The sequence below is a fragment of the Mesoflavibacter zeaxanthinifaciens DSM 18436 genome, from assembly GCF_000422365.1.
Taxonomy (GTDB): domain Bacteria; phylum Bacteroidota; class Bacteroidia; order Flavobacteriales; family Flavobacteriaceae; genus Mesoflavibacter; species Mesoflavibacter zeaxanthinifaciens.
Genome location: NZ_AULQ01000005.1, coordinates 135,512 through 149,927, shown reverse-complemented (window position 1 = coordinate 149,927; position 14,416 = coordinate 135,512). Strand labels below are relative to the sequence as shown.

Here is a 14,416-nt window from a genome sequence, read left to right as displayed (position 1 = left end):
AAGAGTAGACATATGTCTACTCTTTTTTGTTTTCAAATAATAGTTTTATAATTTACATATCGTTAGCTTCTAGCGTTTCACTAGATGCCATTAGTGCAAAAAACTTATCAATATTTGGTAATATTACAATGCGTGTTCTACGGTTTCTTGCGCGGTTTTCTTTACTGTCGTTATCTGTTAGTGGTTGGTAACTGCTTCTTCCAGCTGCAATTAATTGCTCTGGCGGTACACCATAGTCTTTTTGTAATGCTCTAACAACAGAAGTTGCACGTAGTACACTTAAGTCCCAATTATCTTGTATTTTGTCTGTATTTATGGTTCTGGAGTCTGTATGACCTTCAATCATAACATTTAAGCTTGGTTCTGACTTAATTACATCTGCTACTTTTTTTAATACTTTATTGGCTTTGTTATTAATTCTATAGCTAGCTGTATTAAATAGCATTTTATCTGAAATTGAAATCATTACTACAGTTTCGTCAATATTTATTGAAATATCATCGCTTTCATCAATTTCACTTTCATCAACAAATTTTTTAAGATTTAAAGATAAAGCTAAGTTCATAGAATCTTCAAGAGTCGTTACATACTTCATCACTTCTGGGTCTACCTTACTTAAAGTTTTACGCATGCCAATTTTTGATTGTTCTGAAATAACAGCTTTGTTACCAACTGCATCAAATTTTGTTTTGTTTTCTTCTGTAAGCTCTCCAACTTCTTCGGTAAGGTTATTAATTTTAGAGTTATAATTTTGAACTCTAGCTTCTATAATGGCAAACTTTTTTTCAAGTTCTTCTTTTTCCACTATGGTTTTAGTTAGTTCACTTTTAATTTCACCTTTTTCTTGTTCTAAGGCTAAATATTTCTTTTTTGAAACGCAAGCAGTTAAAAATATTGCGCTTAGTGCTACTAATGTTAGTTTTTTCATAAATAGTTTAAATTTTTGAGTTACTTTATTTACGCTCTCTAACATGGTATAGATGTTTAAATTTTGTTAAAGTCAAAATTTAAGCATTAAAAAAGCCTCAATTATTGAGGCTTTTTAGTTGATATTTTTAATTAAAGTGATTTATTCTTCTTCGTTTTCAGCCACTCTAGCTGGTGGTACCTTACTGTCAAAAGCTTGATTGTATTCGTCTAGTAAGTTCATTGTAGCACTAAGTAAATCTTTAGTTTCTAATAATAAACTAAAATAAAGTGTGGTGTTTTTAGGTGAAGATTCTTCAGTGCGAGTACGTTCAACCTGCATTTGTATTTTTTCTTTTACCAAGTCGTACACTTTACCTCTGTTGTTTAAAATGCGTGCTATATCCTCAAAAGAACGAGATTTAAAAGCTTCTTTAGTATCCATTAATAGCTTTTCTAAAGCTTCGTCTACTAATTTTAGTTCTTTAAGTTGATTAAATTTTAATTTTTTGTGGTTGTTATGGACATGTTTATAACTAATCTTAGAAATATAATCTAATGATTGCGTCATGTCTTGTAAGTAACCTAAAATGTTAATGTAAAAACTACTTGCTTCAACACTAGACTCGTCTAGGTTTTTTATGAAGTAGAAAATATGATCTCTTAAATCATCAACTTCATTAGATAGTTTTGTGATTTGTCTTCTGTTTTTCTTTAGCGCATTTATATCTTGTTTAGCTAAACCATTAACTGCATTGGTGTAAATTTTGTTTCCTCTCTTTACAACATTAGCTATGTTATCTGCACTTTCATGAATTACTCCTTGGACAGAGCTACTTTCTGCTTTAAATAAGCTGTCTTCTTCTTTAGCTTTTGAGTTTTTCTTGTTATGAGCTATATAATTTCTTACTAATAATGTAAATGCAATAAGTAATAATATAGGTGTCATAACCTTTACATTAAGATGTAGTAAGTAAGCAATTAATGCAGATGCGACAAAAGCTATAAAAGCGGTAAAAAACCATCCGCCTATTACATTAATTACACCAGCAACACGATACACAGCACTTTCTGCGCCCCAAGCACGATCTGCTAAAGATGTACCCATTGCTACCATAAATGTAACGTATGTTGTGGATAATGGTAACCCTAAAGATGTAGCTAAAGATATTAGTACTGCAGCAACCATAAGGTTAACAGCTGCTCTAGCTAAGTCAAATGCAGGTATATCTTCTTCTTTTAATGTTAAATCAATAGCAGGAGTTTCAAATTGCTTATTTATTTTTTCTTGCCACGAGTTAGGTACAACATAAGAGTACATTTGAGACATTAACATTGCAGATCTAACAAATCCACGGGATAAAAAGTTAGGCTGAAAACGTTCCTTTGTGTTACTTTGGCTAGATAAGTCTAAAGATGTTTTTACTACGTCTTTTGCTTTACTAGAAAACCATAAGGTAACTACCATTATCATACCTGCTATAAAAAGAAGTAGGGTAGGCGTCTCTACAGCTTTAGATAAAAATTTCATTGATAATTCTGAAGCTGGTAAACCTTGGGCAACATACTCTTGATACGATTGCCAACCCGCAATAAATACACCAACAAAGTTTACTAAATCGTTTCCTGCAAAAGCAAGTGCTAAGGCAAACGTACCTACTAAAATTATGATTTTATATATGTTTTGTTTTAATGCGGTTATTAAAGCAAAAGAAATAGCACTCCATACAACAAGGTTAATCCCTATAATGTTTATAACATTACTTTCTAGGTATTCTTTAATGGTTAGACCATTGGTATATTCAAATTTTAAATCGGCATAAGGTGTACCTTTTATTCCTTTGATTAAAATAAAATATGTAATTGCAGTTAATGCAATACCACCAAATAAAGCGCCAACCCAATTCGCTTTTTCTTGAAAGTTGTAGGATAAAAGTAAACGGGTAAACCATTGAACAATAGCTCCAACTGTAAATGCAACAACCACCGAGAGTAATATACCAAGGATAATTTTTGTTGCAGTAGATGTATTGATATAGTTTATTAATTCTGAAGAAGTACCGCCATCAGACCAGATTTTAATTAAAGAAACTGCAACTGCAGCACCTAATAACTCAAATACAATAGAAACTGTTGTTGAGGTAGGCATACCAACAGAGTTGAAAAAGTCTAGTAGTAATATGTCTGTAATCATTACCGCCATAAAGATGATCATGATTTCATCAAACATAAATTCGCCAGGATTAAAAATTCCTTTTCTAGCAACTTCCATTAAACCACTAGAAAATATGGCGCCTAAAGCAACACCAATACTAGCAACTATCATTATTGTTTTAAAAGAGATAGCTTTAGAGCCAATAGCTGAATTTAAGAAGTTTACAGCGTCATTACTAACTCCAACAACAAGATCTGCAATAGCTAAAATAGCTAAAGCAATTATCATGAATAAGTATATGTTTTCCATTAATTATGGTTAATTTATTATGGCAAATTTCATCTTTTATCTTCAACGTAATGTTAACTTAATGTTATGTTCTTTTTTAGTTTTCTATAATTTTTAAGTAAAATATCCCTTAAAACTGCTAATATTTTATGTAATTGATTGATTTTTAATGTTAAATTTTTATTTTCAAACACTTGATAATCAATATTTTATAGTTTTAATGTTAACTTAATGTTATGTAAAGGTATCTAAATTGTAAAAAATAGACTATATTTGTTATGTAAACATTAATAATAATCTTAAAAAATATATACTATGAAAAATTTAATTTTGGCTTTTGCGGTATTAATTACAGGGTTTGTTTCAGCTCAAGAAGTTAATAAGCCAACAATGGAGAAAAAAGGAGATTTAATTCAAGCAACATACTATCATGATAATGGTGCTATTGCACAACAAGGTTTTTTTAATAAGAATAATAAGTTACAAGGAGTTTGGACAAAATATGATGCAAATGGTGATAAAATTGTAGTAGGTGCTTATGACAATGGTAAAAAAGTAGGGAAGTGGTTTTTTTGGACAGACGATACTTTAAAAGAAGTAGATTATTCATCGAACAGTATTACTTCTGTAAACACTTGGAAAAACACTTCTGCTGTAGCAGATAGAGATTAATTTATATTTTTAGAAATAAAAAAAGCACCTCAAAAAGGTGCTTTTTTTTATTTTTTAAAATTAGCTTATTCAGCAGTCCAACCTGCTCCCCAAGTAGCATAATCATTAGTTGCTCCGTTTCCTTCACCTACGTAGAAGTCTGCATCTGTAAAAGATACTGTTGTGTCATTTTTTACTTTAGTAGTAACATCTACAAATGTTACATTAGTAACTTGTAAATCGTCACTAATAACACCATTACCTGTGTCTTGATCATCAAGATCAAAACCTTCGATGTATCCTGTAATATGTACGTTGTTAAAGATACCTTGTGTTCCTGCTCTTAGTCTTATAGCTTCTGCATGTCCTGCAGCTGTACCTTGACCAACAATTGTTAAGTTGTTAACGGTTGGTTTAGAGAATGTACCTGTAGCGTTGCTAAAATCTGTGTTGTACCCATCAGCTTCAATAGCTTTATCGTCAGTAATTCTGTTAGATATATATACGTTTGTTAACGTACCAGAGTAACCTTCTGTCCAGTCTACAGAGTCGTCTTCTGCATTGATAACAGAAACATAATTAGCATTTACTGTACCACCAAAAAACTCGATACCATCATCTTTACCTGCGTAAGCTTGGATGTAATTAACATCTGTACCGTTACCTACACCGTAAAAAGAAATACCATTGTTTTCAGATTGTCCATCTGCAGCTCCACCAGAATACTCTACACGTACATAGTTTAAAGATCCAGAATCATCATCAGAAATATTTCCTCCGTATGGTAGACTAGCAATTTCTGAAGTTGCTGTGTTTGTTCCTGTTACAGAGTTTATTGGTGCTCTTCCTAATAAAATTAATCCTCCCCAATCTCCTGCAGCTGGGTTAGCAGCATCAGAAGTAAATACTATAGGGCAATCTTGAGTACCATTAGCTACAATTTTAGCACCTTGAGAGATTGCTACATAAACGTCTGCTCCAGAAGCTAAAGCTTCAATAGTCATACAAGCAGGAATAGTTAATGTAGTACCACTTGCCATGATTAAAGAACCATTAATTTTGTAAGTGTTATTTGCGTCTAAAGTTAAATCTTCTGTGTAAGTACCAGATAAGAAAATTGTTTGAGGATCTGTTGTACCACCGCCAGAGTTGTTATTTGTAACACTATTGTCATTAATTACAATATCTGAAGTGTCGTCTGTAGAGCATGAAAATATCATAGATACTAATGCTAAACCAAGAATTATTTGTTTTTTCATTTTTTTAGTTTTTAATTTTTATTCTTAATTGTGTTATTGATATTTAAAATTTGTATTTAAGTTGAAGTCCTAAGTTGATACCTCTTTTATAATCTGTTACACCTTTACCATTAGCAGATGTAACTAAAATGTCACCTTGATTTTGGTCTTGTCTAACGTATTGTATTGAAGGGTTTAGTAAATTTTTTGCACTAAGATTAACTTCAAAATTGTCCTTAATAGTGTTTTTCCAAACAAAATCTAAAGTAGGAACACTTTTTTCTATAATATTACCAAGATCTCCAGATCCTAATGCATCTATTCTGTCTGAAAAGTAAGAGAATACTACGTTAGCTACCGGTTTGTAGTTGTTAAAAGTAGGAGAGTAGCTTATATCTGCATTTAAGATTAAAGGAGAAGCGCCTTGTAACTCATCTTCACTTTTATTAAAAGCTAAGTCAAAAGTTCCGTCTATATTTTCGTATAAATCTTGTTTAGTGTCCATGTAAGTTGCGTTTACACCAAAAGCTAAAACTGCGTCTTCGTTTTCGTCTTCAATAATGTTCTTTCTCAACTCTACTTCAACACCGTAAACTTCAGCTTTATCACCAGTTCTTACGTAACGTTGTGTTCCTGTAGCATCACCAACAACAACTAAATTAATTGGATCGTTAATTTGTTTTGCAAATACACCAACTGAGAATATTTCACCTCTTCCAAAGAAAGATTCAAATTTTAAATCGGCGTTATAAATATCAGAGTATCCTAAAGCATCAGGGTTACCTCCATATCGTACAGATACATCTTCATAAACAAACGGAGCTACTTCTTTAAACTCTGGTGTAGATACTGTTTTACTTGCAGAGAAACGTAGATTTTGGTCTTCGTTTATAGCGTATTTAATGTTTAAACTAGGTAGGATAAAAGTTTCTTTAGATGTTTTAGAATCGTTACCATTGTTACCTAAGTTTATTACATCATAGGCTATGTTTTGTTCAAAGCTTTCTATTCTAATACCAGGAACAAATAACCATTTTTCTCCAACTTTTATTTCAGCATCTAAATATCCAGCATAGATGTCTAGTTTACCTGTGTACGTATTTTCAAAAAGTCCTGGTCTATTTGTGTTAGATAAAGTTGGGTAAGGTTTAATTACTTTAATTTCGTAAATACCACCACTACTTGCATTTAGATTTAAATTATCTAGGTTAAAGACAGAATTTAAGTTGTTTATATCTGTAATTTCGTAGCTACCATCAACTATATCGTAACCATATCTTATGTTATTAAATAATCTTTTCTTGTTACGACCATTATAACCGATATTGAATTTTAATTTTTCATTAGCTTCATAAGACAGATTTAAACGTCCGTTGTACTCATCATCCTCAATTTTTTGAAAATAACGTTGATTATCAAAAACAACATTACTGTAGAATGTTGGGTTAGTAGAAGGATCATTATCTAAAGCATATTGATAATTTTCTACGCTAAAACGCTTTCTGTCTGGTTGATCAGAAAATACTTTGTTGTAACCAAATCCCCAATCTAACTCAAATTTTCCTGATTTGTGATTTCCTAATAATTGATTAACAAACATTTTAGTTTGATCAAACTGAACATTTTGTTGGTAAAACCCTTGGTCTGTATTTAAAATTGCATCTCTATTTCTACCTGTTCCATCAATACCAAAATAACCGACAACATCTGAAGAACTATTAATAAATACTGAATTAAAACTTATGTTATTATCACTGTTTATTTTGTAGTTTAAGTTCGCCATAGCAGTAGTAGTTGTAGAATATTCATATTCTTCTGCAGCTTCAAATGCTTTTTTCTCAACAGTAGAAAAATCTACAGCTTTACCGTTTCTGTATTCGTAGTTATTTTCAAATCCTCCTGTAACAAAGAAACTTAATCTTGAACCGTTTTCAAATGAATGAGAGCTTCCTCCAGATGCTCCATAAGCCACATTGATAGGTGAGTTTACGCTTACAGGATCAACACCGTGAGATAATATAACAGCAAAAGGGTTGTGATCATATCTTCCGTAGTATCCAAAATAACCAGTCCCTTCACTTCTTACAAAGTTTTTGTCTATAGCATTTGTGTTAAAACCAGAACCAGTAAATACATCTACAAAACTTCCACCTTTATGTTCTTTAGAAGTTACATCTACATTACCAGCAGAGAAATCTCCGTAAAATTGAGCTGCATATGCTTTACTAATAGATACATTTTGAATTACATCTGAAGAGAATAAATTTAAGTCAATGTTCTTTTTATTAACATTATTTGATGGTAAAGACAAACCGTTCATAGTTGTATTAAGGTAACGATCACCTAAACCTCGAACATATACATTACTAGATCCTTCTTGTTTAGAAACACCAGATATTTTAGCGACTGCACCAGCCGCATCACTTACTCCTTTTCTTGATAATTCGTCTGCACCTATTATTTGTTTAATTTCAACAGCTTTTTTCTGTTCTAATAAAACTGCAACTTCACTTTCTCTTTTAGTAGTTGTTTGAATAACAACTTCTTCTAAAGAAGCAGCATTAGCGCCCATTGGGACATTTATTTCGGTGACTTTACCAGCTTCAACAGTTGCTTCTATTGTTTGAGTTTCGTATCCCACAAAGCTATACTCAATTACATAATCACCTGGCTTTAGATTATCCAACATGTAAAGACCAGCATCATCTGTAGTAGTACCTTTTGAAGTGCCTTTAATTAGAATATTAGCAAAAGGAAGTGGTTCGTTGTCAAATTCTTTATCTGTAAGTTTACCAGCTATAGAACCAGTGTCTTGAGCGTTTGCGTATACACTAAATAATGTAAATAATAATAGAAATATTTTTTTCATTGCGTTGTTTAAATTCTTGGTGCAAAGAAACTGGCAAACTGTAAAGTCTAAGTTAACTAGGTATTAATAGTTAATCACTAAAAAGTTAGCTTAACGTTATGAGATATGTTGTTTGTTTATTACTAGAAAACGTTTAGTTAACATTGAAAAGGAGAACATTTTACATGTCAAATACTTATATTGCAGCTTAAAAACTTATATAATGAATTGGGAACAATTACTATCCTTAAAGCGCTTTGGTGATACTAATAAACGACTAAGAAAAGAACAAGATGAAACTCGCTTAGGTTTTGAAGTGGATTATGATAGGGTTATATTTTCTTCAGAATTTAGAAGTCTGCAAGATAAAACTCAAGTTATCCCATTGTCTCAGACAGATTTTATACACACACGTTTAACACATAGTTTAGAAGTAAGTGTTGTAGGACGCTCTTTAGGAAGAAAGGTTGGTCAAAAGATTTTAGAAAAACATCCACATTTACAAACCACTTTAGGATATCAAGCAAATGATTTTGGAGCAATTGTAGCTGCTGCTGCTTTGGCTCATGATATAGGTAATCCGCCATTTGGACATAGCGGAGAAAAAGCTATAGGAGAGTTTTTTATAAATGGTGAAGGAAAAAAATATCAATCAAAACTATCTGATAAAGAATACCAAGATTTATGTGATTTTGAAGGCAATGCTAACGGTTTTAAAATCGCGACACAAAGTAGGTCTGGCAGAGAAGGAGGATTAAGACTTAGTTACGCTACTTTAGGTGCTTTTACAAAATACCCTAAAGAATCATTACCTAAAAAGCCAACTAATCAGATATCAGATAAAAAGTATGGTTTTTTTCAAAGTGAAAAAGAAGCGTTTGTTGATGTAGCTGAAGAATTAGGTTTAATAAAAAAATCTGACGACCATTTAAGATACAATAGACATCCCTTAGCATTTTTGGTAGAAGCAGCAGATGATATTTGTTATACAATCATAGATTTTGAAGACGGTATAAATCTAGGTTTAATCGAAGAAGAGTTTGCTTTAGAGTATTTAATTAATCTAGTTAGAGACTCTATAAATACTAAAAAGTATGCTTTGTTAACTAATACCCAAGATAGGGTAAGTTACTTAAGAGCTTTAGCTATTAATAGTCTTATAAACGAAGCTGTGCAAATATTTATGACTAATGAAGAAGATATTTTAAGAGGAGATTTCAATATCAGTTTATTAGATAAGAGTAAATATGAAGCTCAAATTAATGACATTATAAAGCTGAGTGTTGAGAAAATTTATCAATCAAAAGAAGTGTTAGAAAAAGAAATAGCAGGCTATCAAATAATAAATACGCTTCTAACAACTTACACTAAATCTATTCAGAATAATTTTGAAGAAGGACCAACATCTAATTATGATAAATTAATTTTAAAGAGTTTGCCAGAAACACTTAGTAAAGAAGGAAGTATATATCAAAGACTTTTAAATATTTGTCATTATGTAGCTTCATTATCTGATAGTCAAGCCATTCTTCAATATAAAAAGATAAAAGGATTTACATTATAGAATATTTTATATTATTTTAGCAAAAAGATTAATTATTTATTATTATGAAAAAGAAATTACTAATAATTTTATTATTAGCCTTAGGGATATTTGCATTATATCAAAATTTCTCTGAAGATAATTCTGCTTTAAAACAAAACAATCAAGTTAGAAATATCCATTCAGAAAACTTAGAAAAAAGCCCATTTAAAAACACTTTAAAGCTAAGTAAGTCAGAAAGAAAGGCTCAAGGTTTAACACCAAATAAATTCTACGAGCAAGAATGGGAACTTACAATGAATCCTCTATTAGGACGACCAACACCAGAAAAATTACAACCATTAAGAGATAGCATAAATGCTGCTAGACTAAATACATTAGCTGCAGGAAGAGTACCGGGTGATGCTATGAATAATGGATGGGTAGAAAGAGGACCAAACAATGTAGGAGGAAGAACAAGAGCTATAATGTTTGATCCAAACGATGCATCAAATGAAACTGTTTTTGCAGGAGGAGTTAGTGGCGGTTTATGGAAAAACACAAACATATCAAATCCAGAATCATCGTGGCAAAGAGTTAATGTGCCAGAAAACTTAGCTGTATCTTGTATAACATACGATCCAAACAATAGTAATGTCTTTTACTTAGGAACAGGAGAATCTTATGTAGGAGGAGATGTTAACGGAAGTGGTGTTTGGAAATCTGATGATGCAGGAGCAACATGGACAAATGTTTTTGGAGGTATTACAGGTGATACATCATTTCAATCTGCATCTAATATTTCTGTTAATTCACCTTCAGATGTAGCAGGAGACTATTTGTCATACCCAACAACTGCTTTTGGACCAGAAATTACATCTGTAATATCGGCAAATATAGTTTTAGTAGATGATGGAACAGGATTACCAACAGAAGGATGTAGCGCATTAGTTAATGGTGCTCAAATATCGGGCAATATAGCTTTAATAAGAAGAGGTAACTGTAACTTTACTCAAAAAGTAAAAAATGCTCAAAATGCAGGAGCAGTAGGAGTTATTATGATGAATAATGTAGTAGGTCAACCTATCCCTATGGGAGGAGATGATAATACAATTACAATACCATCAGTAATGATTTCTAAAGCAGATGGAGATATACTAGAAGCTTCAATTCTTGCAGGTAGTACAATGACAGGTTCTTTAAATCCTGTGTCTAGTTCGTTTACAGGAAATTTAGTCCCAGGTATTCAACACATTAATGATATTAAAATAAGAGATAACAATGGTGTTTCTGAAGTTTATGTAGCTGCAGGAGATGGTTTTTACGGATCTGCTAACGCTACTACGTATTTAGGTGGTCCAGAATTTGGACTATACAAATCAACAGATAATGGAAACTCGTGGTCACTAGTTTCGTTACAATCACTTGCAGGAGGCGTTCAGTATTGTCCAAATGATATAGAAATTGGAGCTGATAATAAAATTTGGGTTTCTACAATTAATAGTTATGTTTTTGGTGAAGGAGGAGGAACAATCTTATCTTCAACAGACGGAAACTCTTTTAGTGTAGAAGAAGTCGTAGCAGATGCAGATAGAACTCAAATAGCAGTATCTTCATCAGACCCTAATAAAATCTATGTCTTAGCAGAAGGAACAACTACTCCTGTTATAATGATTAAAACAGAAGATGGTTTTTCTACAACTACAAATATGACTTTACCAAATGATGCAGATACTGGTATATCAGCAAATGATTTTACTAGAGGTCAAGCTTTTTATGACTTACTTTTAGAGGTAGATCCAGCAAATGACGATATAGTATATGCTGGAGGTATAGATTTATTTAAGTCGTTTAATAGTGGTACTTCTTGGTCTCAATTATCTCATTGGTATGGTGGTTTTGGCTATCAAGAAGTTCATGCAGATCAACATGCCTTAGTTTTTGGAAACAATAGTTCCAGTGTCATGTTAGTAGGAAATGATGGTGGAATTTACTATTCATCAAATGCAGGTGTAGTCTTAAGTCCAAGAGATAAAGATTTTAATACAAGTCAATTTTACACTGTCGGTGTAGCTCCAACAACAGCTTTTAATGGAGATTATTTTGCAGGAGGTTTACAAGATAATGGTACGCAATTGTTTCAAAATGCAAATTCAAATGGAGCGGATAGTTCTGTAGAAGCATATGGAGGTGATGGTGCTTATACATTTTTTGATCAAGGAGACGATAAGTATTTTATTAGAAACTACGTGTACAACTCAGGTATTAATTTATTTAATTTAGAAACTAATACTAACGTAACAATTAATAATGAAAATGCTTCTAACGGAGCTTTTATTAACCCACAAGCATTAGACTCTAATCTGGATATTTTATATTCAAATTATTCTAACAACCTTAGTACTGTAATAAGAAGATACTCAGGCATAAAATCTAGCTCAACTTTAACGTCTTCAGATTTAACAAATTCTGAATTTGATAGTACACCAACAGCATTAACAGTGTCTCCTTTTACAACAACATCTTCAACCTTATTTGTAGGAACAGTTTTAGGAGATATTTTTAAAGTAGAAAATGCAGATGGTAGTAATCATACTTGGACAGAGTTAGAACTTAATAATTTTATAGTAGGAAGTGTGTCTGACATAGAGTTAGGTAGCAATGAAGACGAAATTTTTGTTACCATTCATAACTACGGAGTAGAAAATATCTGGTACACAAATGACGGAGGGGCTAACTGGCAGACTAAAGAAGGTAATCTTCCAGATTTACCAGTAAAGTCAATATTAAGAAATCCTTTAAATAATGAAGAGGTAATTATAGGTACAGAGTTAGGTGTTTGGTATACAACCAACTTTTCTGATGCTAATCCAACTTGGAATCCTGCATTTAACGGAATGTCAAATGTTAAAGTTTTAGATTTAGATTTAAGAGACGATAATATGGTTTTTGCAGCTACTTATGGTAGAGGTATATTTTCAGGACAGTTCTCTTTTGATCCAAATGGAGATGATGACAATGATGGTGTTGTTAATGGTGTAGATAACTGCCCAAGTGTTGCAAACGCAGATCAATCTGATGTTGATAACAACGGAATTGGAGATGTTTGTCAAGATACAGATCAAGACGGAATATTAGATATAAATGATAATTGTCCAACAATAGCTAATCCAGACCAATTAGATAGTAATAATGATGGAGTAGGAGATGTTTGTCAGGATTCAGATGGAGATGGTGTCGTAGATTCTATAGATAATTGTGTTGATACACCTAATCCAAATCAAGAAGACGTTAACAATAACGGGATAGGAGATATTTGTGATACTAGTTATGCAGCTCAAGATAACATTTCAATAGAAGTAGTTTCAGAAACATGCGAAGGACAAGATAACGGTAAGATAAATATTAATGTAAATGAAACATATGTAACTTATACGGTTACCGTTAATGGTCCAGGAACAAATATTTCAGAACAGTTAACAACAAACAACTTAACTATAGAAAACTTATCTGTAGGTGGACCATATACTGTATGTGTGTCTGTAAACGAATATGACCATGTTCAATGTTCAGAAGTAAGTGTTGAAGCTGCAGAAACAATAGAACTAGAGCTTATAGAACAAAATAATGGAGAAGATATTGAGGTTAACATGTACAGAGGTACAGCGCCTTACACAGTGACTTTAAATGGTGAAGTTATTTTAATAACTAGTCAAGACAATATAATATTAGAAAATCTAAAGTCTGGATTGTTAGAAATTAAGACAGCTCAAGCTTGCGAAGGTACTTTTACTAAACAGATTAACATTATAGAATTTAAGGCTACACCAAACCCAGTGGTAGATAATTTAAAAGTTATACTGCCAAATGGTTTAGATGTAAACGCTCTTCCTGTAAATGTTTATGATATAAATGGAAGAGTAGTTTATAGTAACTCTTTTGATGTTGCGAATAATAAAGAAATTTATATTCCTTTCCAATCACTAAGAAGCGGAGTTTATTTTGTAAATATTCAGTCAGAAAAAGCACCAAAAACTATAAAAATCATAAAAAAATAATAAGATGAAAAAGAAATTATATAACATAATAACTGTATTATTTTTTAGTGTTGTAATTACTTCTTGTGGAGGAAGTGATGGAGATGGTGGTGATGGAGGAGTAGCTCCTACTCCAGATACACCAAATACAGCGCCAAGTGCAGTTAGTCAATTAATCTATCCAACATCAGATTTATTATGTATAGATAGTACTGTTAATTTTGAATGGGCAGCAGCTACAGATCCTGATGGTGATACAGTAAGTTACGAATTGAGAGTAGCGTTAGATAATAATATGACTAATTTAGTTGAACAAGTTACATCTACAACAACTACAAGAACATTAACTTTACAGCCTGGTACAGCTTATTACTGGACAGTAACAGCAAAAGATGCAGAAGATTCAGCTAGTCCATCTCAGGTTTTTGCATTTTATACAGAAGGAGAAGGTGTTTCTAACTATGCACCGTTCTTAGCGGATTTAGTAAGTCCTAATGAAGAAGATGCAGTTGTGTCTGGAACAACTTCTTTAAATTGGTCCGGAGCAGATGTAGATATAAACGACACATTAACTTATGATGTGTATTTTGGTACGTCTAATCCTCCAACTACAGCAGTTAGCACAGACTTAACAGCAGAAAACTTTGATGTAAGCACAGATCCAGCAACAACATATTACTGGCAAATCGATACAAAAGACAATTCTGGTACCAAAACTATAGGTGCTGTTTGGACATTTACAACAAACTAATTGTCCCTTAGCTTAAAACA

Annotated in this window: 8 protein-coding genes; 4 read left to right on the top strand and 4 right to left on the bottom strand. The window is 32.1% G+C overall.

The features are described from left to right. Positions 1-52 precede the first annotated feature (52 nt). Entirely contained in the window at positions 53-928 is an 876-nt protein-coding gene (locus tag H574_RS0105160) for an OmpA/MotB family protein (RefSeq protein WP_027879540.1), read from the bottom strand. Between the two features lie 141 nt (positions 929-1,069). Further along, complete coding sequence (locus tag H574_RS0105155; RefSeq protein WP_027879539.1) at positions 1,070-3,370, bottom strand: inorganic phosphate transporter; 2,301 nt, start codon at positions 3,368-3,370, stop codon at positions 1,070-1,072. A gap of 294 nt (positions 3,371-3,664) precedes the next feature. Here H574_RS0105155 and H574_RS0105150 point away from each other — a divergent pair, with 294 nt between their 5' ends. Continuing rightward, positions 3,665-4,021 (top strand): toxin-antitoxin system YwqK family antitoxin, encoded by a 357-nt coding sequence (locus tag H574_RS0105150; protein ID WP_027879538.1) that lies wholly within the window; start codon positions 3,665-3,667, stop codon positions 4,019-4,021. A gap of 65 nt (positions 4,022-4,086) precedes the next feature. On the opposite strand, the gene H574_RS0105145 is transcribed toward H574_RS0105150, so the two are convergent. Both H574_RS0105145 and H574_RS0105140 read right to left on the bottom strand, forming a co-directional pair. Beyond that, on the bottom strand, positions 4,087-5,259 hold the full coding sequence (locus H574_RS0105145; protein ID WP_027879537.1) for a hypothetical protein: 1,173 nt from the start codon (positions 5,257-5,259) through the stop codon (positions 4,087-4,089). Between the two features lie 43 nt (positions 5,260-5,302). After that, on the bottom strand, positions 5,303-8,107 hold the full coding sequence (locus H574_RS0105140) for a TonB-dependent receptor (RefSeq protein ID WP_027879536.1): 2,805 nt from the start codon (positions 8,105-8,107) through the stop codon (positions 5,303-5,305). A 202-nt stretch (positions 8,108-8,309) separates the two neighbouring features. On the opposite strand from H574_RS0105140, the gene H574_RS0105135 reads away from it, so the two are divergent. The 3 genes from H574_RS0105135 to H574_RS13965 are packed head-to-tail and all read left to right on the top strand — an operon-like array spanning position 8,310 to position 14,396. Further along, entirely contained in the window at positions 8,310-9,650 is a 1,341-nt protein-coding gene (locus tag H574_RS0105135) for a deoxyguanosinetriphosphate triphosphohydrolase (RefSeq protein ID WP_027879535.1), read from the top strand. 44 nt (positions 9,651-9,694) lie between these two features. Beyond that, on the top strand, positions 9,695-13,666 hold the full coding sequence (locus H574_RS14850; protein ID WP_027879534.1) for a thrombospondin type 3 repeat-containing protein: 3,972 nt from the start codon (positions 9,695-9,697) through the stop codon (positions 13,664-13,666). A gap of 4 nt (positions 13,667-13,670) precedes the next feature. Then, a complete protein-coding gene (locus tag H574_RS13965) occupies positions 13,671-14,396 on the top strand; it encodes a fibronectin type III domain-containing protein (RefSeq protein ID WP_051169828.1) in 726 nt (241 codons plus the stop codon). Positions 14,397-14,416 lie beyond the last annotated feature (20 nt).